The organism is Intrasporangium zincisolvens, assembly GCF_034724055.1.
Lineage (GTDB): Bacteria > Actinomycetota > Actinomycetes > Actinomycetales > Dermatophilaceae > Monashia > Monashia zincisolvens.
In genome coordinates, this window is sequence record NZ_JAWIIL010000003.1 from 38,900 (window position 1) to 61,115 (window position 22,216).

The 22,216-nt window shown below is 72.9% G+C and carries 21 protein-coding genes; 4 read left to right on the plus strand and 17 right to left on the minus strand.

Features of this window, described 5'->3' with window-relative positions; all coding sequences use genetic code 11:
* Positions 1-159: 159 nt before the first annotated feature.
* The 7 genes from galE to RY076_RS08750 all read right to left on the minus strand — a co-directional run bounded on the left by galE (position 160) and on the right by RY076_RS08750 (position 8,604).
* Positions 160-1,182: a UDP-glucose 4-epimerase GalE gene (gene galE / locus RY076_RS08720; RefSeq protein ID WP_323097258.1), complete on the minus strand. Its 1,023-nt coding sequence runs from the start codon at positions 1,180-1,182 to the stop codon at positions 160-162.
* A gap of 77 nt (positions 1,183-1,259) precedes the next feature.
* Positions 1,260-2,156, minus strand: coding sequence for a M56 family metallopeptidase (locus RY076_RS08725; protein WP_323097259.1), 897 nt, complete (start codon positions 2,154-2,156; stop codon positions 1,260-1,262).
* Between the two features lie 3 nt (positions 2,157-2,159).
* Complete coding sequence (locus RY076_RS08730; RefSeq protein WP_323097260.1) at positions 2,160-2,582, minus strand: BlaI/MecI/CopY family transcriptional regulator; 423 nt, start codon at positions 2,580-2,582, stop codon at positions 2,160-2,162.
* A gap of 12 nt (positions 2,583-2,594) precedes the next feature.
* Positions 2,595-4,364, minus strand: coding sequence for a thiol reductant ABC exporter subunit CydC (gene cydC, locus RY076_RS08735; protein ID WP_323097261.1), 1,770 nt, complete (start codon positions 4,362-4,364; stop codon positions 2,595-2,597).
* Positions 4,361-6,019: a thiol reductant ABC exporter subunit CydD gene (gene cydD, locus RY076_RS08740; protein WP_323097262.1), complete on the minus strand. Its 1,659-nt coding sequence runs from the start codon at positions 6,017-6,019 to the stop codon at positions 4,361-4,363. The genes cydC and cydD overlap by 4 nt, the downstream gene beginning before the upstream one ends.
* A 13-nt stretch (positions 6,020-6,032) precedes the next feature.
* Positions 6,033-7,082 (minus strand): cytochrome d ubiquinol oxidase subunit II, encoded by a 1,050-nt coding sequence (gene cydB / locus RY076_RS08745; protein WP_323097263.1) that lies wholly within the window; start codon positions 7,080-7,082, stop codon positions 6,033-6,035.
* 13 nt (positions 7,083-7,095) lie between these two features.
* Positions 7,096-8,604, minus strand: coding sequence for a cytochrome ubiquinol oxidase subunit I (locus RY076_RS08750; protein WP_323097264.1), 1,509 nt, complete (start codon positions 8,602-8,604; stop codon positions 7,096-7,098).
* 137 nt (positions 8,605-8,741) lie between these two features.
* Here RY076_RS08750 and RY076_RS08755 point away from each other — a divergent pair, with 137 nt between their 5' ends.
* Complete coding sequence (locus tag RY076_RS08755) at positions 8,742-9,140, plus strand: GntR family transcriptional regulator (RefSeq protein ID WP_323097266.1); 399 nt, start codon at positions 8,742-8,744, stop codon at positions 9,138-9,140.
* Positions 9,141-9,198: 58 nt separating this feature from the next.
* On the opposite strand, the gene RY076_RS08760 is transcribed toward RY076_RS08755, so the two are convergent.
* Positions 9,199-9,357, minus strand: a complete 159-nt coding sequence (locus tag RY076_RS08760) for a hypothetical protein (RefSeq protein ID WP_323097268.1) — start codon at positions 9,355-9,357, stop codon at positions 9,199-9,201.
* A gap of 163 nt (positions 9,358-9,520) precedes the next feature.
* On the opposite strand from RY076_RS08760, the gene RY076_RS08765 reads away from it, so the two are divergent.
* Together RY076_RS08765 and RY076_RS08770 are read left to right on the plus strand one after the other, a co-directional pair.
* Complete coding sequence (locus RY076_RS08765; protein ID WP_323097269.1) at positions 9,521-10,072, plus strand: hypothetical protein; 552 nt, start codon at positions 9,521-9,523, stop codon at positions 10,070-10,072.
* 84 nt (positions 10,073-10,156) lie between these two features.
* A complete protein-coding gene (locus tag RY076_RS08770; RefSeq protein ID WP_323097270.1) occupies positions 10,157-12,217 on the plus strand; it encodes a discoidin domain-containing protein in 2,061 nt (686 codons plus the stop codon).
* A gap of 63 nt (positions 12,218-12,280) precedes the next feature.
* On the opposite strand, the gene RY076_RS08775 is transcribed toward RY076_RS08770, so the two are convergent.
* The 8 genes from RY076_RS08775 to RY076_RS08810 form a co-directional block, all read right to left on the minus strand.
* Positions 12,281-13,084: a ribonuclease FAU-1 family protein gene (locus tag RY076_RS08775; protein WP_323097272.1), complete on the minus strand. Its 804-nt coding sequence runs from the start codon at positions 13,082-13,084 to the stop codon at positions 12,281-12,283.
* Positions 13,085-13,146: 62 nt separating this feature from the next.
* Positions 13,147-13,701, minus strand: a complete 555-nt coding sequence (locus RY076_RS08780; RefSeq protein WP_323097274.1) for an LURP-one-related/scramblase family protein — start codon at positions 13,699-13,701, stop codon at positions 13,147-13,149.
* Between the two features lie 111 nt (positions 13,702-13,812).
* Positions 13,813-14,247, minus strand: a complete 435-nt coding sequence (locus tag RY076_RS08785) for a nitroreductase/quinone reductase family protein (protein WP_323097275.1) — start codon at positions 14,245-14,247, stop codon at positions 13,813-13,815.
* Positions 14,248-14,361: 114 nt separating this feature from the next.
* Complete coding sequence (gene paaK / locus RY076_RS08790) at positions 14,362-15,681, minus strand: phenylacetate--CoA ligase PaaK (protein ID WP_323097277.1); 1,320 nt, start codon at positions 15,679-15,681, stop codon at positions 14,362-14,364.
* A 183-nt stretch (positions 15,682-15,864) separates the two neighbouring features.
* Entirely contained in the window at positions 15,865-16,755 is an 891-nt protein-coding gene (locus RY076_RS08795; protein ID WP_323097278.1) for an amino acid ABC transporter ATP-binding protein, read from the minus strand.
* A complete protein-coding gene (locus RY076_RS08800; protein WP_323097279.1) occupies positions 16,755-17,747 on the minus strand; it encodes an amino acid ABC transporter permease in 993 nt (330 codons plus the stop codon). The genes RY076_RS08795 and RY076_RS08800 overlap by 1 nt, the downstream gene beginning before the upstream one ends.
* 10 nt (positions 17,748-17,757) lie before the next feature.
* Positions 17,758-18,663, minus strand: coding sequence for an ABC transporter substrate-binding protein (locus RY076_RS08805; RefSeq protein WP_323097281.1), 906 nt, complete (start codon positions 18,661-18,663; stop codon positions 17,758-17,760).
* Positions 18,664-18,911: 248 nt separating this feature from the next.
* Positions 18,912-19,742 (minus strand): RDD family protein, encoded by an 831-nt coding sequence (locus tag RY076_RS08810; protein WP_323097282.1) that lies wholly within the window; start codon positions 19,740-19,742, stop codon positions 18,912-18,914.
* A 101-nt stretch (positions 19,743-19,843) separates the two neighbouring features.
* Here RY076_RS08810 and RY076_RS08815 point away from each other — a divergent pair, with 101 nt between their 5' ends.
* On the plus strand, positions 19,844-20,839 hold the full coding sequence (locus RY076_RS08815; RefSeq protein ID WP_323097283.1) for a stage II sporulation protein M: 996 nt from the start codon (positions 19,844-19,846) through the stop codon (positions 20,837-20,839).
* A 71-nt stretch (positions 20,840-20,910) separates the two neighbouring features.
* On the opposite strand, the gene RY076_RS08820 is transcribed toward RY076_RS08815, so the two are convergent.
* Positions 20,911-22,206, minus strand: coding sequence for a DUF58 domain-containing protein (locus RY076_RS08820; RefSeq protein ID WP_323097284.1), 1,296 nt, complete (start codon positions 22,204-22,206; stop codon positions 20,911-20,913).
* Positions 22,207-22,216 lie beyond the last annotated feature (10 nt).

Consider the following 22,216-nt stretch of genomic DNA (forward strand, 5'->3'; position numbering starts at 1 on the left):
CGGAGTGCTCACTCGACGAGAGAGGGCGCGCCGGGAGAGCGCCGGGAGCGCGTCGACGCCGTGTGACGGGTGGGACGGAGTGCTCACTCGACCGGAGAGGGAGGGGCCGGGGAGGTCAGGGGAGAGAGCGGAGAGGGGCCGGCGACGTACGGCGGTGGGTCAGCCGTCGGCGTCGGGGTAGCCCGTGGGGTTGGCCTGCTGCCAGCGCCACGTGTCGACGCACATGTCGTCGACGGTGCGCGTCGCGCGCCAGCCGAGCTCGGCGTGCGCCTTGCTCGGGTCGGCGAAGGACACCGCGACGTCGCCGGCGCGGCGGGCCACGACGCGGTACGGCAGCTCGCGGCCGACGGCACGCTCGAACGCGTGGAGCATGTCCAGCACCGAGGTGCCCTGCCCGGTGCCGAGGTTCCAGACGCCGACCGGCTCGTCCATCGTGCCGAGCTTCGTCAGGGCGGCCAGGTGGCCGGCGGCGAGGTCCTCGACGTGGATGTAGTCGCGCTGGCCGGTGCCGTCGGGAGTCGGGTAGTCGTCGCCGTAGACCTGCAGGTACTCGCGGCGGCCGACCGCGACCTGGGCGATGTAGGGCACGAGGTTGTTCGGGATGCCCTGCGGGTCCTCGCCCATGGTGCCGCTGGCGTGGGCGCCGACCGGGTTGAAGTAGCGCAGCAGTCCGAACCGCATGCTCGGGTGGGCCGCGGCGATGTCGCGCAGGATCTGCTCCTGCATGACCTTGGTCCAGCCGTACGGGTTGGTGGCCGAGGTGGTGCGGTCCTCCGTGGCGGCCTCCTGGTCGAGCCCGTAGACGGTCGCCGAGGAGGAGAAGACGAGCTTGTCGACGCCGTGGCGGCGCATGGCCCGCACGAGCGAGAACGTCGAGCCGAGGTTGTTCTCGTAGTACTCCAGCGGCATCTCGACGCTCTCGCCGACGGCCTTGAGCCCGGCGAAGTGGATGACGGCGTCGATGTGCTCGTGGGCGAAGAGGTGCTCGGTCTTGTCGACGTCGGTGAGGTCGAAGGCGTGGACCGGCAGGTGGGTGTCGGTCAGGGCCTCGAGCCGGTTGACGACCGCGGGCTTGCTGTTGGCGAAGTTGTCGACGATGACGACCTCGTGCCCTGCGGCGATGAGCTGGACCACGGTGTGCGAGCCGATGTAGCCGGCGCCGCCGCTGACGAGTACGCGCATGCCGTCACCCTACCCACCGCGCTCGTGGCGGGTCGGACGCCCGGTCGGCACCGGGCGGGCACCGGATGGGGCCCGGGTCAGACGAGCGCGAACCCGGCGATGGCGAGCCCGTAGAGGGCCAGCGGTGCGGCGACGAGCAGCACCCCGGCCGCGTACATGCCGACGCCGACGACCCCGGCCGGCAGCCCGACGATGCGGTCGGCGTCGAGCAGCTCGATACGCGCCTTGGCCACGTGGGTGCTCTCGCGGATCGCCATGGCGCCCAGAGGTTTCGGCCCATCGGCCATGGCGACGATGGCGCGCCCGGTGGTGACGGGGTCGGTGCGACGCACGGCGGCCCGGTCGGCGAGCACCTCGATGAGCAGGTGCACCTCGTGGAGGGCGGCGTCCGAGCGCAGGAACCGCGGCACCGCCTCGTGGACCACGGTGAAGAACTCCATGACGAGGTCGTGGCGGGCGGCGAGGTGGGCGCGCTCGTGGGCGAGGACGGCGTCGAGCTCGTCGGGGGCCAGACGCGCGAGGGTGCCCTGGGTCAGCACGACCCGACGCCGGACGCCGGGCACGCAGTACGCGGTCGGTGTCGCGTGCTCGAGCACGCGCATGTCGCGGTCGCGGCCCTCGCCGGGGGCGCCGAGCAGGTCGACGAGGTCGCGGTGGCGGCGCCGGGCCGCGCGCAGCTGGCGCCCGACGCGGTCACCGGCCAGCAGGAGGCGCCCGGCGACGACGGCGCTCGTGGCCCCGGCGACCGCGACGACGGGCCACGTGTCGGCGAGCCGGGCCCGGTCACCGAGCAGCGCGGGCAGCGCCGCCGGGGCGGCGAGCAGCGCGGCGAGGACGGCCGCGACGGCCGTGGCCTGCCAGAGCACCAGCGCGGCACGGGGAGCCCGGCGCAGCACCGTGACCCGGGCCAGCAGGCGCGGCACCGGCCACGCGAGCAGCGCCGCGAGCACGACGAGCGCGCCGACGACGACCATCGGTCAGGCGCTTCGGGGGCGCGGCCCGGGACTACGCCGGGCCTCGAGCTCGGCGAGGGCGGCCTTGAGCTCGTCGAGCTCCTCGGGCGTCGACTCGTCGAGGAAGTGCAGCAGCGCGCTGCGGCGTGTCCCGCCGGCGAGCTCGCCGAGCGTGTGGTGCAGCGACTCGGAGGTCAGCTCCTCACGCGTCGAGGCGGGGGTGTACCGCCAGGCCCGGCCGTCGCGCTCGCGGCTGACGAGGTCCTTCTTGGCCATCCGGTCGAGGACGGTCATGAGCGTCGTGTAGGCGAGGCCGCGCCGGACGCCGATCTCGTCGTGCACCTCGCGGACCGTCAGGCCGTCCGGATGCGCCTCCGCGGTGCTCCACAGGTGCTCCATCACGGCGCGCTCGAGCTCGCCGAGGCGGTTGCGGGGAGTGTTCGGCATGGTGCGTCCAATCTACCGGCGTCGCGCGCCGGATCCGTGCCCGCGGCCGTCGTCGCCGGTCGTGGTGCTGGGTGGCATCGTGCCCGATGCCGGGTGGTGCAGGGTGACGACCCGGTCGAACAGGTCGGTCCCCTCGTCACGGTGGGTCACCATGACGAGCGTCTGGGCGCCGTCGGACGCGTGCGTGAGGTCGGCCAGGACGGCGCGGGCGGTCGGCGGGTCGAGGTGGGCGACGGGCTCGTCGAGCAGGACGAGCGGCCGCCGGCTCACGTGCGCCCGGGCGATGCCGAGACGGGCCCGCTCGCCCCCGGACAGGCCACGGCCGGACGCGCCGAGCGGAGTGTCGAGCCCGTCGGGCAGGTCGGCGAGGAGGTCGCCGAGCCCGGCGGCGCGCAGGGCGGCCTCGAGGTCGGCGTCGGACGCGTCGGGGCGGGCGAGGGTGAGGTTGCCGCGGAGCGTCGTGGCGAAGACGTGCGGCTCGTCGTCGACGACGGCGATGCGCGAGCGGGTGTCCTCGAGTGGCCGGGTGAGGGCATCGCGGCCGTCGAGCAGGTAGCGACCGCCGCTGGGGTCGAGGTGGCGGGCGAGGACGGCGAGCAGCGTCGACTTGCCGGTACCGTTCGGGCCGGTGACGACGGTTCGGCTGCCGGGGCGCAGGTCGAGGTCGACCGGGGCGAGGTCGGTGCGGGCCCCTGTCCACGACGCGGTGAGACCTGTGGTCATGACGGCGGCGCCGTGCCGCGGCTCGGCGTCGACCTCCCCGGCTTCGGTGTCGTCCACCGGTGCCCGGTCGACGACGGCGGGGTCGTGGTGGAGGAGCGCGTCGATGCGGTCCTCGCTGCCACGGGCCCGGGCCAGGGCGCGCATCGCGTCGACGAGGGGGGTGATCGCCTCCGACACCGCGACCGGCGTCAGCACGAGGAGGGCCTTGACGGGCGTGGCGACGTCGAGACCCTTGGCGATGGCGGCCGTCACCGCGACGGCCGTCCCGACGGCGACGAGGAAGAGCGCCGCCGCCGTGGACCGCCCGGCGCTGATCCGACGCGTCGTGTGCTCGAGGCTGCGGTGCGCGTCGTCGAGCCAGCCGAGCGCGGTGGGCCAGCCACCGACCGCTCGCAGCTCCCGCGCCTGCGTGGCGACGAGCTCGCTGACCCGCGACACCTCGGCGCGGGCCGCGAGCAGGTCTGGCAGGCAACGGGACTCGAGCGCGAGGGCGACCGCGCAGATGACGGCCACGACGAGCGCGAGCGCGAGCAGCACGAGCCCGACGGGCAGTGCGATGGCCGCGACGACGGCGATGACGATCCCGCCTGCGAGGGCTGTCGAGATGACGGGCACAGTGACGCGCACCTGGGCGTCGACGGCGTCGGTGAGGTCGTCGACGACGCCGGTGAGCACGTCTGCCCGGCGGCGTCGGCCGAGGCGCGCCGGTGTCAGCGGCACGAGGGCGGCGTAGGCGTCGGTGCGTCGCTCGGCGAGCAGCCGCAACGCGGCGTCGTGGCTGACGAGCCGCTCGGCGTACCGGAAGACCGGTCGGGCGATGCCGAAGGTGCGCACGAGGACGATCGCCGTGAGCAGGGTGAGGATGACGGGCCGCTCGGCGGCCCGCACGATGAGCCAGCCGGAGGTCGCCGTTAGGGCCATGCCGGACGCCGTGGCGAGCCCGCCGAGCAGGCCGCCGCGGACGGTGCCGGCCGACGGCCACGCGACGCCGCGTCGCCGGGTCGGGGTCACGGGGTGAGCGCCCGTCGCGGGCTGCGGGGAGGTGGTGGTCCTGGTCATCGCCGAGCCTCCCTCGCGAGATCGGTGGTGGGCGGGGCGGGAGTGGACACGCCGGCCTGGTCGCCCGCGCGCGCCGAGCCGGCCGGACGCGTCAGCACGACGTGCTGGTCGGCCCGCCGCACGAGCTCGTCACGGTGGGTGACCGCGACGACGACGCGTCGCTCGGCCAGCTCGGCGACGACGTCGGCGAGCGACTCGGCGCCCTCGGCGTCGACGTGGGCGGTGGGCTCGTCGAGGAGCAGGACGGTCTCGGGGGCGAGCCACGCCCGGGCCAGGGCGAGCCGCTGGCGCTGGCCGGCCGACAGGCCGAAACCGTCGTCGCCGAGGCCCGCCGACAGCCCGCCGGGGAGGGCGGCCACCGCGCCGTCGACGCCGACGGCACGCAGGGCCTCCCACAGGCGGTCGTCGGTGGCCGGGTGACCGATCGTCAGGGCGTCGCGGACCGAGCCGCCGGGCAGGAACGGCCGCTGGGTCACGTAGTGCGACGCGGGAGCCGACACCACTCCGCGCGTCGGGGTGCGCAGCCCGGCGAGGAGGTCGAGCAGCGTCGACTTGCCGACGCCGGAGGCGCCGGTGACGACGGTGAGCCCGGGGCCGGCGACGAGGTCGAGCCCGTCGAGGACCGGCGCGTGGTCGACCTCGTAGGCGTAGGCCAGCCCGGACGTGCGGATCTCGTCGACGCGTCGGTCGGCGTCGGCCGCGATCGCGAGGTCGCCTGTGGGAGTGGAGAGCTCGCCGAGGATGGCGTCGAGCGCGACCGCGCCGTCGGCGGCGGAGTGGTACTCGGCCCCGACGCGTCGGACCGGCCAGTACGCCTCCGGGGCGAGGAGGATCGCGACGAGCGCCGGACCGAGGGCCATCGAGCCGTGCGACAGGCGCAGGCCGACCGTGACGGCCACGATGGCCACCGAGAGCGTCGCGAGCAGCTCGAGCGCTGCCGACGAGAGGAACGCGATCCGGAGCGTCTCCATCGTCGCGCGACGGTGCCGGTCGCTGACCTCGCGGACCGTCTCGACCTGACGCCGTGCGCGGCCGTAGGAGACGAGCGTCGGCAGGCCGCGGACGACGTCGAGGAAGTGTCCGGCGAGCGAGTCGAGCGCCGCCCACCGGCGCTGCGTCGAGTCGGCGGTGGCGTGGCCGATGAGCGCCGCGAAGAGGGGGAGGAGCGGCAGCGTCAGCACGACGACGAGAGCGCTCGGCCAGTCGACGAGCGCGAGGGTCACGAGCGCGACGGCGGGCACGAACGAGGCCGTGACCAGCGTCGGGAGGAACCGGGACGCGTACGGCTCCACGGCGCTCGTGCCCGCCGTCGCGAGCGCCACCGCTCGCCCCGGCTCCGGCGCCGCGTCGGCGTCGACCCGCCCCCAGTGGCGCAGCAGGGCCGAGCGCAGCGCCGACGACACGGCGACCCCGGCCCAGGCGGACACCCACTCGTTGCCCGCGGCCAGCCCGGCGCGCACGGCGAAGAGCGCACCGAGCCAGGTGATCGGGCCGACGAGCGAGGAGCCGTCGACGACGGCCACGACGACGGCCGACAGGGCGAAGGCCGTGGCGATCGTCGCAGCGCCGCTCGCGACGCCCATGGCGCCGAGGGCGAGCACCGGCCTCCGGGCGGCGGGGACCGCCCGTAGCAGCCGCGGGTCGAAGGGCTTCACGTCGTCGATCCCTTCAGCTTCCGGTGCTGACGAGCTGGGCCTCGTCGGGAATGTGCTTGACGGTCAGGCGCTTCCGGAACACCCAGTAGGTCCAGCCCTGGTAGAGCAGGACGATCGGGGTGAAGACGAGCGCGACGATCGTCATGACCTTGAGCGTGTACTCGGTGCTCGACGCGTTGTCGATCGTCAGGTTGTATGCCGGGTTCGTCGTCGAGGGCATGACGTTCGGGAAGAGCACGAGGAAGTACGTCGCGACCGACATCGCGATCGTCGTCGCCGTGCCGATGAAGGCCCAGCCCTCACGGCCGGCGCGGTTGGCCGCCAGCGCCCCGAGCAGGGCCACCGCAGCCACGACGGTCGTGACCCACGAGGCGAGCTTGCCGTCGGTGAGCCCGAGCCACAGCAGCAGCACGACGGCGAGGACCGCGGCCACCGCGCCGACGCGCTCGGCGATGACGCGGGCCTCGTGGCGGATCTGCCCGTCGGTCTTGAGCGCCACGAAGATCGCGCCGTGCGTGACGAACAGGGCGACGAACACGAGGCCGCCGAGCAGGCTCATCGGGTTGAGCAGGGTGAGGACGTTGCCGGTGAACTCCATGTCGGCGTCGATCGGCACGCCGCGCACGATGTTCGTCAGGGCGACACCCCAGAGGAGGGCGGGCACGAGGGAGCCCCAGAAGATCGCCTGGTCCCAACGGGCCTTCCAGCGGGCGTCGTCGCGCTTGTGGCGGTACTCGAAGCCGAGGTTGCGCACGATGAGCGCGACGAGGATGACGAGCAGCGGCAGGTAGAAGCCGCTGAACAGCGTTGCGTACCAGTGCGGGAAGGCCGCGAAGGTCGCGCCGCCGGCGGTGAGCACCCACACCTCGTTGCCGTCCCAGACGGGGCCGATGGTGTTGAGCAGGACGCGGCGACGCTTCTGTGCGTCGGCCGCGTCGGTGGCGTACCGCTTGCCGCCGAGGACGGGCAGGAGCATGCCGACGCCGAAGTCGAAGCCCTCGAGCACGAGGTAGCCGGTCCAGAGGACGCCGAGGAGGACGAACCAGAAGGTTGCGAGGTCCATGGTCACGCGCCTTTCAGTAGGCGAAGACGAGGGGTGCGTCCTCGTCCCGCTCGCTCGGGTCCTGGGGCTGCTCGAAGGGCTCGGCCCCCTTGCGGACGTAGTGGAGGAAGAGCTTGATCTCGACGACGGCGAGGGCCCCGTAGAGGAGCGTGAAGACGACCATCGAGGTGACGACCTCGCCGACCGAGACGCTCGGGGACACGCCATGCGCAGTGGTCATCAGGCCGAAGACGAGCCACGGCTGGCGGCCGACCTCGGTGAAGATCCAGCCGAAGCTGTTGGCGAAGACCGGGAGCAACGGGGCGGCGACGGCGAGCCAGACGAGCCAGCGCTGCGTCGGCGCGCGGCCCTTGCGGGTCATCCAGAGCACGACGAGGGCGATGAGGGCCGTGGCCATGCCGAGCCCGATCATGAGCCGGAAGGTCCAGTACGTCGTCGGGATGTTCGGCGCGTAGCCGGTGGCCGAGGCGACGAGGGGGTCGCCGCTGGCGCCGTAGGTCTGGGCGTACTGGGCCTTGAGGTCGTTGATGCCCTTGACGGCGCCGTCGAACGACCCGGTGGCCAGGAAGCTGAGCAGGCCCGGGATCTCGATGATGGCGTTGGCGTGCGACCCGTCGAGCGAGCCGACCGACAGCACCGAGAAGGGCGCACCCTCGCCGGCCGGGACCGAGTCGTAGAGGGCCTCGGCGGCGGCCATCTTCATCGGCTGCACCTCGGTCATGATCTTGCCCTGTGCGTCGCCGCTGGCCGCCACGCCGACCGAGGCCACGAGGCAGAACACGGCGGCCAGCCGGGCCGCCCGACGGTACATCGGCGCGTCCGAGCTGCCCACGGCCGCAACGGTGCCCGATGCGTCGGGCGTGGTGCTGCTCGCCGGCTCGGCAGCGCGGCGGGCCTCGCGGCGCATGAGCCACAGGGCGACGCCCATGACGACGCCGGCGCCGGTCATGTAGGCGGCGAGGACGACGTGCGGGAACGTCACGAGCTGCACCTTGTTGGTCAGCACGGCGAAGAAGTCGGTCAGCTCGGCGCGGCCGCTCACCGGGTTGAACCGGTAGCCGACCGGGTGCTGCATGAAGGAGTTGGCAGCGAGGATGAAGTACGCCGAGAGCACGGTGCCGATGTGCACGAGCCACATCGTCGCGGCGTGCATCTTCTCGGGGATGCGGCCCCAGCCGAAGATCCACAGGCCGAGGAAGGTGGACTCGAGGAAGAAGGCGAGGAGGGCCTCGATGGCGAGCGGGGCACCGAAGATGTCGCCGACGAAGCGCGAGTAGTCGCTCCAGTTCATCCCGAACTGGAACTCCTGCACGATGCCCGTGACGAGCCCGAGCGCGAAGTTGATGAGGAAGAGCTTGCCGAAGAACTTCGCGAGCCGCAGCCACTGCTCGTTGCGGGTGCGGACCCACAGCGTGTGGAAGACGGCGACGATGAGGGACATGCCGATGGTGACCGGCACGAAGAGGAAGTGGTAGACGGTGGTGATGGCGAACTGCCATCTGGCCAGGTCTGTGGCATCCATGAAGGCTCCCGACGCGGTGGACTGGCGAACTACATGACGTAGTAGATGCTACGACCTCATGTAGTACTACAGCGCGTGGGGGTCGTGTGCGGGTTGTGAAGCGGGTCACGGCCCCGGCGAGACGGCAGGATGTCCACGTGGACGAGCGAACGGTGACGGTCGGCGGTTCCGGCGGTGGCGGGCTCCTGCGGGTCGACCACGACGCCGCGACCGCTCCCTTCGAGCAGGTGCGCGAGGGGCTGTCCGGGCTCATCACGACCGGCCGGCTGCTGCCCGGCGACCGGCTGCCCACCGTCCGCGGGCTCGCCACCGACCTCGGGGTCGCCGCGAACACCGTGGCCCGCGCGGTCAAGGAGCTCGAGGCCGCCGGGCTCGTCGTCACCGGCCGGCGCGCGGGCACGACGGTCGCGTCCGGGGCGCACGCGAGCGAGGTGGTCCTCGAGGCGCTCGCCGCGCGGTTCGTCGGGGGCGCGCGCGACGCCGGGTTCGGCGAGGTGGACGCGGTCGACGCGGTGCGACGCGCCTTCCGCGCCTGAGGGCTGCGCAGGGTCGCGCCGACGTGTCGGTCGGGTGACGCGTCGGTCGGGTGATGCGTCAGGCCGGGCGGGCGAAGGGGTGCGTGAGACGCGTCGACGCGTGCCGGCGGGTCGAACGGGACTGCGGCTCACGCGTCGCGCGTGCCGGGCGTGGCGGCGCGGCAGGGGTGTGCGTCCAGCTGCCGGCGATGCGGGCGGCCTGCGGAGGAAGGCCCATGGTGGTGCTCCTGTCGTGTCAAGCGATCTCGTGCGGCACAGGCGTTCGGCGTGCCCCACGGGTCAGAGGCCGCGACCGGGGCGCTGATACGCCGGACGGCGATGCCGCGCGGCGGTACGGTGCTCGGGTCGTCTACAGGGGGCGGCAGGTCGGGGAGGGCCCGATGGGCAGCAGGCAGTGGTGGCGCGTCGGCCGTGCCGCATCGACGATCGCGACCGCGCTGGCGCTCGCGGTCGGCGCGTCGGCGTGCACGAGTGGGCCCAGCCTGCGCGCTCCCGCCACCCCGCAGGGGCCTGACTTCACGTCCGTCGCCGAGGCGACTGCCCTGCCCCGACTCGACCCGCCGGCCAGGAAGGCCGGCGAGCTCACCCGGCTCACCGTGCGCGCCGGCGAGCGCGGGAGCTTCACCGGTATGAGCCTGCCCGGTGGGATGACCGTCGCCGACGGGCGCTACCGGCTCACCGGCCGCTGCCTGTCGGACGGGTCCGACGGCGTCCTGGCCGTGTATGTCGTAGGCCCCGGCCGTGGCGGGGCGGACGGAGCGCCGTCCCAGCCCCAGCCCGGCGACCCCGTCGCGACGGCCAGCTTCATGTGCGACCGACCCGTGTCGAGCGTCGACCTCCCACGGCTGCCCGCGGGGTCCTCGGAGGTCATGGTCTCGGCGGGGACGCAGTCGGTCGCGGTCGGCTGGGTGGTGCTCTCGGCCGTGTCCTGAGCCACGGTTGCTCAGCGCGCGACCTCGTCTTACCGCTGGTAACTTCCGGACCACACGGCACCCTCACCCCCCGGGGAGGCTTCGATGGCGAAGCGCTGGAACCGGTCCACCCGTCGGCCCCTGGCCGCGCTCGCGGCCGCGGTCGCCGTCGTCACGGCGGCGGGCCTCGCCCCGGCTGCGGCCTCTGGCGCGTGGTACGAGCCGGTCAACCCGCAGAGTCCCGACTCGCAGGTCGACATCACCGGCCCGCCGCTCTCCGGCACCCAGCCCGACGGCACGGTCCGCGGCTACGTCGACGCGCACACCCACCTCATGTCCGACGTCGGTTTCGGCGGCGACATCGTGTGCGGGGCGACCTACAGCCCCAACGGGATCGGAGACGCCCTCGAGGACTGCGACAACCACTACCCCAACGGGCAGGCCGCCCTCATCGAGAACCTCACGAACAAGGAGGGCAGCAACCCGCTGGCGACGCACGACCCCGTCGGCTGGCCGACCTTCCGCGACTGGCCGAAGTGGAGCAGCCTCACCCACCAGCAGATGTACTACCGGTGGGTCGAGCGGGCCTGGCGCGGCGGCGAGCGGATCATGGTCGCCGACGCCGTCAACAACAACGTCCTGTGCAGCCTGCCCACGCAGGTCAACCGCTACTCGTGCGACGACATGGACACCGTGCGGCGCCAGATCGCCGAGACGAAGAAGCTCGAGGCGTTCGTCGACGACCAGTACGGCGGCCCCGGCAAGGGCTGGTTCCGCATCGCCTACTCGGCCGACGAGGCCCGCCGGTACGTGGCCCAGGGCAAGCTCGCCGTCGTCCTCGGCGTCGAGGTGAGCAACCCGTTCGGCTGCAAGCTCACCCTCGGTGTCCCGGGCTGCACCACGGCGCAGATCGACGCCGGCCTCACCGAGCTGCACGACCTCGGCGTCCGCTCGATGTTCCTGTGCCACAAGTTCGACAACGCCCTCTGCGGCGTCCGGTTCGACGAGGGCACCCAGGGCGTCGTCGTCAACCTCGGCAACTTCCTGAACACGGGACAGTGGTGGCAGACCGAGCCGTGCCGCACCGAGCTGCACGACCACACCATCGCCACCGCCGTCATCCCGAAGGAGCTCGCGCCGTACCTGCCCGGCGGCCTCGTCGCGCCCGTCTACCCGCCGAGCCCGCACTGCAACCCCCGTGGCCTCTCCGCGCTCGGCGAGTACGCCCTCGCCGGGATGATGAAGCGCGGCATGGTCGTCGAGGTCGACCACATGAGCGTCAAGGCGGCCACCCGCACCCTCGACCTGCTCGAGGCGGCGAACTACCCCGGCGTCGTGTCGTCGCACTCGTGGATGGACACCCACCTGACCGAGCGCATCTACCGGCTCGGCGGGTTCATCGCCCAGTACGGCCACGACGCAGGCGAGTTCGTCGACACGATGCACACCGACGAGGCCCTCCGCGCGAAGTACGGCGTCGGCTACGGCTACGGCATGGACATGAACGGCTTCGGCGGGACTCCCGCACCGCGCGCCGGCTCGGGGGTGACCTACCCCTTCACGACGCTCGGGGGCGCGACCGCCGACCGGCAGGTCACCGGCCAGCGCACGTGGGACTACAACCGCGACGGCGTCCCGATGTACGGCCTCATCCCCGACTGGGTCGAGGACATGCGGCGCCTCGGCGGGCAGCAGGTCGTCGACGAGCTGGCCCGCGGCGCCGAGTCGTACCTGCGCACCGCGGCCGGCACCCGGTCGTGGACGCCGCCGGTCGACCTCGCCGCCGGGCGTCCGGCGACCGCCAGCAGCTACCAGTGGGACCTGCTCACCGACTACCGCGCGCCGCGGGCCGTCGACGGGCGGGGCGACACCCGGTGGGCCAGCCGTTGGAGCGACGACCAGTGGTGGCAGGTCGACCTCGGCTCGGCACGTCAGGTGGGGCGCGTCGTCCTCGACTGGGAGTCGGCCTACGCCCGCGCCTACCGCGTCGACGTGTCGGCCGACGGCACGACGTGGCGCACCGTCGCGAGCCGCACGGGCGCGGACGGCGGCCTCGACGCGGTCGTGTTCGCGCCGACGACGGCCCGGTTCGTGCGTGTCGTCGGCCTCCAGCGCGCGACGTCGTACGGGTACTCGCTGTGGCAGGTGGGCGTCCAGGCGACGTAGGCGCGCGGGGAGGGCGCGGGGAGGGTGCGGCGTCGGTGGTCCGCCCCCGACGCGCCGCCGGCGTCAGGCGTCGAGCAGGTCGACCTCCCAGTGCTCGTCGGCGCGCAGGTCGGGTGTCGTCCACGCGGCGTCCGGACGCCACCGCGTCCACGCGTCGTCGAACGGCCAGTCGCCGGCGCGGAACGACGCGCGCCCGTGCTCGGCGTTGAGCCGGATCGCGGCCGTCTCGTCGGCCGAGAGCAGCCCGACCTGCTCGGCCGCCTCGAGCTCGTCGGCGTCCTTGACGTGGACCGTCCCGTCGGGCTCGATCCAGAGGTCGAGCACGTGGTCACCGGTGAACGTGTCGTGCCCCGCGCGGTGGTGCGCCGTCTCGAGGTTGACGTACCACCCGGCGAACTCCCAGGTGTCGTGGGCGGCCGGGTCAGCCGGGTCGAGGCCGTCCGGCACGTCCCAGAACAGCCACACCGACCAGGGCGTCCCGGCCTGGGCCACGCGCAGGATCCCGGCGCCCCGCCACCGCGAACGCGCCTGCACCCGATGCGGAGCACGCACGTAGCGCTCGGCGAGCGCCACGTCCCGCAGGTCCGACCCGTCGGGATACCGCTTCGTCAGCTGCGGCGTGCCGGGCGCGAGCCAGGCGACGAGCCCGCGCGCGTCGTCGCGCACGACGCGCATCGGCGACACCGTCTCGGGCCGGCCCGGCGCCCAGGCGTAGTCGCGGTAGCGCCACATGACGACCTCGCCCGGGTCGAGGAAGGGTGGCGTCCCCAGCGGGTGCGCGCCGCCGGGGATGCGGACGGCGTACGGCGCCGGGACGGGCGCGTCGGTGGGCGGCGGAGCGTCGGGCATCGGCAGGACCTCGGGCATCCAGCCACCCTACGAGGGTCTGCCCGCTGCGTCGGGCACGCAGCGCAGGCCGCGACGGGCCGTCAGCCGACGTCGTGCGTCATGCTGTCGATGACCGCCGTGACGGCCAGAAGCAGCACGACGTCCCTGCCGTCCACGATCTCGACGCCGTAGGTGTCCGCGACCCGGAACCACTTCTTCGACACCTCGGCGACGTCCTCGCCACCCTGGGAGATGCGGTACTCGTGGTCGACGATGTTGCCCTGGACGTCCATGTCGTCGCCGTCCGCGACGTCGACGCTGAACCGCTCGCGCAGCGGGCTGATCATGGCCTTCTTGACCGTCGCCACGGTCCGTCCGGACGGGTCCTCGATGGTCATGGTGTCGCGCACCCGCAGCTTGCGCTCCTGCAGCTTGAGCAGCTCGTTGCCGCCCGCGTCCTCGAAGACGAGCGTGTCGCGGATCCGCATGGCCTTGCCGTTCACCTTGAACGCGCGCCTGCCCTGCTCGTCCTCGATCCAGGAGTCGTCACCGATCGCGACCAGCTTCTGCCGCATCCGGTACGTCGTCCTGCCGACCCCTCGCCGCTCGTCGCGACGTTCCTCACGGCGCTCCCGACGCCGATCTCCCAGTGCCATGACTGCCTCCTCGCCTCGTGCTTCGGACGCCCATCAGGACACCGGGCGAAGGGCGGGGTGTCACCCCTCGATGCGAGTGAGTTGCAGCCGGGTCACGGTGCGGTGCGGTGTTCAGGGTGCCGGCGTCAGCTTCGCGACGGCGATGGTGCGGCCGGCCTTCGTCTCGTAGGCGGCGAAGAACGGGGCCCTCGCCACGACGAGGTCGGTCCAGGCGACGTCGCGCTCGGCGCCGTGCAGCACGTCGACCGTCACCTCGTGGTGCTGACGGCCGACCTGGACCGACGCGTGGGTCGCGGCGCGCAGGTTGCGGATCCACTGGGGCTCCGCCGGCCGCCCGCCCGCCGAGGCCGCGAGGTAGTAGGAGCCGTCCCGCTCGAAGTAGCCGACCGGCGTCGTGTGCTGCGCGCCCGTCCGGCGGCCGGCGACGGTGAGGAGCAGCACCGGGACGCCCCGGACGCGCCCGCCGACCCTGCCGCCGGTGCGGCGGTACATCCAGACCGACGCCGTGTTGCCGGCCTTCCACACACGCTGGCCGATCGATGCCATGGGTCCCTCGCTCGCTCACTGGTGGGGCGTCCGGGCCGACCCGGACCCCGCTCGACCCGAGTCAAGCACCCCGACCTTGCGCTCACCCGAGAAAGCGATGCCGACGTGCCGGTTTCAGGTCTTGGGGCGCTCGTCGACGATCCGCCGGGCCTTGCCGATCGACCGCTCGATGGAGCCGGGGGAGCGCACCTGCACCCGGCACGTCACGCCGACGTGCGTCTTGACCGCGTGCTCGAGCCGGCGCGCGACCTCGCGGGACGCGTCGTCGGACAGGCGTTCGAGCGGCTCGACGAGCACGGTCAGCTCGACCATCCGACCCGGCTGGGTCAGGACGCACTGGAAGTACGGCGACAGCCCCGGCTCGGCGAGCACGTGCTCCTCGATCTGCGTCGGGAAGACGTTGACGCCGCGGATGATCATCATGTCGTCGGTGCGCCCGGTCACCTTCTGGATGCGCCGCATCGACGGGACCGCGGTGCCCGGCAGCAGACGCGTCAGGTCGCGGGTGCGGTAGCGCAGCACCGGCATCGCCTCCTTGGTCAGCGACGTGAAGACGAGCTCACCGAGCTCCCCGTCGGGCAGCACCTCCTCGGTGACCGGGTCGATGACCTCCGGGTAGAAGTGGTCCTCCCAGACGTGCAGGCCGTCCTTGGTCGTCGCCGCCTCCTGCGCGACGCCCGGGCCCATCACCTCGGACAGGCCGTAGATGTCGACGGCGTCCATGCCGGTGCGCCGCTCGATCTCCTGGCGCATCGACTCGGTCCACGGCTCGGCGCCGAAGATGCCGACCTGAAGGCTCGTCGCGGAGGGGTCGAGGCCCTCGCGCTCCATCTCGTCGAGCAGGGACAGGAAGTAGCTCGGCGTCACCATGATGACGCGCGGGCCGAAGTCCTGGATCAGCTGGACCTGGCGCTCGGTCATGCCGCCACTGACGGGAACGACCGTCGCTCCGAGTCGCTCGACGCCGTAGTGCGCGCCGAGGCCGCCGGTGAACAGGCCGTAGCCGTACGCGACGTGGACGATGTCGCCCGGGTGGCCGCCGGCGAGGCGGATCGAGCGGGCCACGAGGTCGGCCCACGTGTCGATGTCGCGACGCGTGTAGCCGACGACGGTGGGTCGGCCGGTCGTGCCGGAGCTGGCGTGGACGCGCACGACCTGCTCGCGCGGCACGGCGAACATCCCGAACGGGTAGTTGGCGCGCAGGTCGGCCTTGGCCGTGAACGGCAGGTGACGGAGGTCGTCGAGACCGCGGACGTCGTCGGGGTGGATCCCCTTGTCCTCGAACGCCTTCCGGTAGTGCGGGACGTTCTCGTACGCGTGCCGCACGGAGGCCCGCAGCCGCTCGAGCTGGAGCCCGCGCAGCTCGTCGACCGACAGCGTCGGGATCTCGTGGTCCGGCAGGGCAGGGCGGCGCTCGGCTGACTCCGTCGTCATGCCGCCCATTCTTACCGTTCGAGGGGCCACGTTTCGTCCCCTCCCAACCGTCGAGAGGCCAAGGGTGGCTGCCCCGGACAGGTCGAGAGGCCACCTCCCGGTCTGGGAAGTGGCCTCTCGACCGGCCGTCGGCCACCAAACGTGGCCTTTCGACGTTTCCGGCGTCGGCTGACGCGTCAGGCGTCAGGCGTCAGGCGTCCGGTCGGGTGGGGTGTCCGGCGCGGCGGCGGCGTCGATCGCGGTGCCGGCGCGGGCCTCCTCGAGCTCCTGCTCCTCCTGGCGCATCCGGCGCAGGAAGGACTTCGTCCGTTCGTGCTGCGGGTTGCTGATGACGTCGGCCGGCTTGCCCTCCTCGACGACGACCCCGCCGTCCATGAAGACCACGTGGTCGGCGACGTCGCGCGCGAAGCCCATCTCGTGGGTCACGACGATCATCGTCATGCCGCCCTCGGCGAGCTCGCGCATGACGCGGAGCACCTCGCCGACCAGCTCGGGGTCGAGGGCCGAGGTCGGCTCGTCGAAGAGCATGAGCTTGGGCTCCATGGCCAGCGCCCGCGCGATGGCGACCCGCTGCTGCTGGCCGCCCGAGAGGGCGCCCGGGTAGGCGTCGGGCTTGTCGCCGAGCCCGACCTGGGCGAGCAACGCGAGCGCACGCTCCCGGGCCTGCTTGCGGCCGACCCGCTTGACCTGCGTCGGCGCCTCCATGATGTTCTCGATCGCCGTCTTGTGCGGGAACAGGTTGAAGCGCTGGAACACCATGCCGATCTCGCGGCGCTGGGCCGCGACCTGCTTGTCGGTGAGGTGGTGCAGCTGGCCGCCGTGATCGCGGTAGCCGACGAGGTCGCCGTCGACCCAGATGCGCCCGCCGTCGATCGACTCGAGCTGGTTGATGCAGCGCAGGAACGTCGTCTTGCCCGAGCCCGAGGGCCCGAGCAGCACGACGACCTCGCCGCGGTGGACGTTGAGGTCGATGCCCTTGAGCACCTCGTTGCCGTGGAAGCTCTTCATGACGTTGAGGGCTCGGACGAGCGGCTGCTCCTCACCCGTGCGCGACCTGCTGGACACGTCGGTCATCAGGCACCTCCCATGCCGGCGGGGCGGGCGTTGCGCTGCTGCTGCGCCTTGCGGGACTGGCCACGGGACTGCCCGAAGCCGCGGCCGAAGTACCGCTCGAGGTAGAACTGGCCGACCATGAGCACGGAGCACACGATGAGGTACCAGGCCGTCGCGGCGACGTAGGACGCCATGATCTCGAGCGTGCGCGTGCCGATGATCCTCGTCTGGTAGAAGAGCTCGGTGATGACGGGGATGGCCGTGAGCAGCGAGGTGTCCTTGACCATGGCGATCGTCTCGTTGCCCGTCGGTGGCACGATGACCCGCATCGCCTGGGGCAGGACGATCCGGCGCATCGTCTGGCCGTTGTTCATGCCGAGCGCGGCTGCGGCCTCTCCCTGGCCCTGGTCGACCGAGATGATGCCGGCGCGGGCGATCTCGGCCATGTAGGCGGCCTCGGACAGTCCGAGACCGACGATGCCGGCGAGCAGCGTGCTCGAGAAGGCGTTGAGGTCGAGGCTGAAGAACGTGAACGAGCTCGACAGGCCGAGAGCCGAGGCGAGCTGCTGGCCGAACGGCACGCCGACGTCGAGGGTGTTGTAGAGGTACGGCACGCCGACGCCGATCATGCTGAGCAGCACGTAGCGCGGGATGGCGCGGAAGAACCACGTGTAGACGAACGAGACGCCGCGCAGCACGGGGTTGCTCGACAGGCGCATCACCGCGAGCACGATGCCGCCGAACACGCCGATGATCATGGCGCCGACCGTGCCGACGATGGTGCCCTTGATGAGCCCCTCGAGCACGGGGTTCTGGTTCATGATCTGCAGCGCGAACGGGAAGTTCCACCGCTCGTTGGTCACGAACGAGCTGATCATCATCGCCACGAGGATGGCGATGACGACGACGGCGACCCACCGCCAGGGATGCCGGACCGGCCGGGCCTGGATCAGGCCCGGCCGTTCGGATGAGGGGTCGCGAGCGACGGTCGCGGTGTCGGTGCTGGCGCTCATCGGCCGCGGCTCACGGGTTGAGCGCGAAGTCGGTGATCCCGCCCGACTCGACACCCCACTGCTTCAGCGCGGCGTCGTAGGTGCCGTCGGCCTTGGCGGCCTTGAGCGCGTCGACGAGGGCCTGGGCGAAGTCGGTCTCGGCCTTGGGCACGACGTAGCCGTAGGGCGCGGAGTCGTAGACCTGGCCGATCTCGGCCAGCTTGTCGCCGGTCTTCTTGATCGCGTAGAGGCCGATCGGGGAGTCGGCGAGCATGGCGTCGACCTTGCCGGAGACGACGTCGGCGGTGACCTCGTCCTGACCGTCGTGCGGGAGGATGTTGATCGCGGGCTTGCCGGCCGCCGTGCACTTCTTGCTGCGGGCGGTGATGTCGTCGAACTGCGTCGTGCCGTTCTGCACGCCGATGTTCTTGCCGCACGCGTCGTCGGGGTTGATGCCCTTCGGGTTGCCCTTCGGTCCGACCCACAGGGTGCCAGCCGTGTAGTAGCTGACCATGTTGACCTTGGCCTTGCGGTCGTTGTTGATCGAGAACGACGAGACGCCGACGTCGTACTTGCCGCTGTCGACGCCGAGGATGATGGCGTCGAACTTCGAGGGCTGGTAGTCGACGGTGACGCCGAACTTCGCTGCGACCGCGGTGAACAGGGCGGGGTCCCACCCGTCGACGGTCTTGCCGTCGGCGGCGAGCATCTCGTTGGGGGCGTAGGTGGGGTCGATGCCGACGACGATCTTGCCCGCGGACTTGATCTTGGCCGGCAGCTTGGCGACGAGCGCAGGGTCGGCCTTGCCGGTCGTGGCGGCCGGAGCCGGGGCGGACGACTCTCCGCCACCCGGCGAGAGCGAGTTGGAGCCGCATGCGGAGAGCGTGAGACCGAGGGCGATTCCGCCGGTGACGGCGATGAGGGACATGCGGCGCATGCTGGTGGGTCCTTCCGGGCGTGCAACGGTCGAGCCGGCGCGACGACGCACTGGCTGGGTCTGGCCGATCCTGCCACCTATCCCGTCAGGTGGACACCAGTTGTACCGAACCGTTAGGTGGCCCACGTCACGCCCTGGCGCGCGCGACGGTACGAGTCGGCGCAGGCCGGGCGAAGACCCCGTTCAGGTCCGGCGAGGCGTCCCGCCCGGGGTGTCGGTGCGGGCCACCGGCGGGGTCAGCGGCGGGGTCAGCGCTCGCGGGGTAGGACTGCGTCGCGCAGCCGCTGGTCGCGGGCGATGCGCGTCAGGTCGCGCCGGTAGCGCTCGGCGGCGACGGCGCGCAGGACGGTCTCGGGGTGGTGGCCCGGCGGAGGTGGGGGCGCGACCGAGGAGAGGACGCGCCCGAGCAGCTGGTGACCGTGAGCGTCGCGGGCGGCCGGCGCGAACGACGCTGCGCGGGGCAGGAACTGGCGCAGCGCGGTGGCGAGACCCGGGTCGAGCGGGGCGATGTCGGCGCGGGCCGCCCATGCCTCGAGCTCGGCCGGCATGCTCGGGGGCGCCGGCAGCCGGAGGCGGCTGCGCTCGGACACGACGTACGTGCCGGCCGCCTGGTCGCCGAGCCGCTTGACGCGTGAGCTCGACAGGGCGGCGATGGCCGCGGCGACGCCGGTGGTCAGGTAGATCTCGGGCCAGCCGACGAGCGCGCGGGTCAGCGTGTGCCGCGAGGACACCGGGCCGCCGTCGTCGCGGACGACCCGCAGGCCCATGACGAGCTTGCCGAGGGTCTTGCCACGGGTCAGTGCCTCGGTGGTGGCGGGGAACCCGACGAGGACGCCGACGAGCACGACGATGACGGCCGTGCGGGCCACGGCCTCGGAGGATCCCTGGGTGAGGCTGATCGCGACGACGATGAGCCCCCAGCACAGGAGGACGTTGACGACGAGGTCGATGAGCCCCGACACGATGCGCGAGCCGATGTTGGCGACCGGCAGCTCGAGGGCCACGCCCTCACCGGTCACCGACTCCTGGGCCGCGTACCCCCGGTAGGGCGCGGGCGCGCTGCGCGCATTGGCCGTCACGGGAGGCAGGGTAACCCCGCGGGCGACCCGCCGGAGGCCGGATGCGCGCGGCTGTGGACCGACTCGGCCCGCGGCCGCGTGCGCGCGGTTAGGGTGACGCCGTGAACGTCGACGCGCTCGTCACCGCGCACCATGAGCAGTGGGCGCGTCTCGACGCGCTGAGCAAGCGGCGTCGCCTCTCGGGTGCCGAGGCGGACGAGCTGCTCGACCTCTACGAGCGCGTGTCGACGCACCTGTCGCAGGTGCGCTCCACCGCGCCCGACCCGGCCCTCGTGCGTCACCTGTCGATGCTCCTGACGCGGGCCCGGCTCTCGCTCGCCGGGCGGCACGCGTCGACGTGGTCGGGCCTGCTCACCTTCTTCCGCAGCACGTTCCCGGCCGGTCTCTACGACCTCCGACGCTGGTGGGTCTCGACGCTCGTGGGCAGCGTCGTCCTCATGGCGCTCGTCACCGCGTGGACCCTGGCCCATCCCGAGCTCTACACCTCGCAGCTGTCGGCGGAGCAGGTCCGCGCCTACGTCGACACCGACTTCGCCGGGTACTACTCGGAGTTCGCGCACCACGAGTTCGCGACGGAGGTGTGGGTCAACAACGCGTGGGTCGCGGCCCAGTGCATCGCGTTCGGCGCCCTCGGCCTGCCGGTGCTCTACCTGCTGTGGCAGAACGTCGTCAACGTCGGCATCGTCGCGGCCCTCATGGTCAGCCACGACCGCGCCTCGCTCTTCTTCGGGTTGATCCTGCCGCACGGGCTGCTCGAGCTGACGGCCGTGTTCGTCGCGGGCGGTGCCGGGCTGCGGCTCTTCTGGTCCTGGGTCGACCCCGGGGCCCTGTCGCGGTCGGCGTCGTTCGCGCGCACCGGGCGCAAGGTCGTCGGCATCGCGCTGGGACTCGTCGTGGTGCTGCTCGTCAGCGGTGTCATCGAGGGCTTCGTCACGCCGTCGGGCCTGCCGACCGCGGCACGGATCGCCATCGGGCTGGTCGCCTGGGGTGCCTTCCTCGTCTACGTCTTCGTCGTCGGCCGGCGGGCCCACCGCGCCGGCGCCACCGGTGACGTCGCCGACCACGTGGCCGGCGACGCCGCGCCGGTCGCGGGCTGAGACGTCCAGAGCACCCGGAGCACTCGGAGCTTGTCGGAGCTTGTCGGAGCACTCAGAGCGTTCAGGGCACGTCAGAGCAGCCCCTCGCTCTTGAGCCGGAGGTAGTGGTCGGCGAGCCGCGGCGGGAGCGCGTCGGCGTCGGCGTCGATGACGTCGACCCCCATCCGCTCCAGGGCCTCGGCGACGCGCCGACGCTGGGCCGTCGTGCGCTCGGCGGCCGCGGCGCCGTACGCCTCCTGGGCGGAGTCGCGTGCGAGTCGCAGGGCGGTGACGGCGGGGTCGGACACGCTCGCCACGACGACGCGGTGGCGCGCCACGAGCGCGGGCAGCACGGGGAACAGGCCCTCCTCGACGGCGGCCGGCTCGAGCGGGGTCAGCAGCACGACGAGCGCGCGGTGGTGTCCTCGGCCGATGAGGACCGACACGAGGGCGGTCCAGTCGGCCTCGACGAGCGAGGCGTCGACCGGCGCCAGCGCCGACACGACGTCGGCGAGCAGGGTGCCGCGGTCGGCCGACCCGCCGACGCGGACCCGGACCACCTGGTCGCCGGCGACGACGTCGACGCGGTCGTGGGCCCGGCTGGCCAGGGCCGTCAGGAGCAGCGCGGCGTCCATCGCTGCGTCGAGGCGCGGCACGTCACCGACCCGCCCGGCGCTCGTGCGCGAGGTGTCGACGACGATGACGACGTGACGGTGCTGCTCGGGCTGCCACGTGCGCACCACGACCGAGCTCCGACGCGCCGTGGCGCGCCAGTCGATCGAGCGGACGTCGTCGCCCTCGACGTAGTCGCGCAGCGAGTCGAACTCGGTGCCCTGGCCGCGGCGGCGCACCGCGGAGCGGCCGTCGATCTCCCGCAGGCGCGCGAGCCGGCTCGGCAGGTGGCGGCGGGACGGGAACGGGTGCAGCACCCGGACGCGGCCGGGCACCACCGTCGAGTGCTGCCGGCCGGCGAGGCCGAGGGGGCCGAGGGCGCGCACGGTGACGCGGTCGGCGACCCGGTCGCCCCGACGCGTCGGGCGCAGGGGCGTGCGGACCCGGACGCGCTCACCGCCGGGCACGTGCAACGGGTGCCGGTCGGGCGACGCGCCGGCGGAGGGCGGCCACGCGTCGCGCAGGACGCCCCGGACGGTGCGGCGCCCGGGGTTGGTGACGAGCAGGTCGGTGGCCACGGTCTCGCCGAGCCGCACCTGCGTCGGGCCGGTGCGCTCCAGGCCGAGGCGGCGCGGCGACGGCGCGAGGGCGACGTCGGCGGCCGCGAGCACCGCCACCGCGAGGACCCACAGGGCCACGGTGCCGGTCGTCGGCCACCACACGAGCAGGACCGCGCCCGCGAGCAGCGCCCACGCCGCGCGCGTCGTCACCACCACCGGTCGGCTC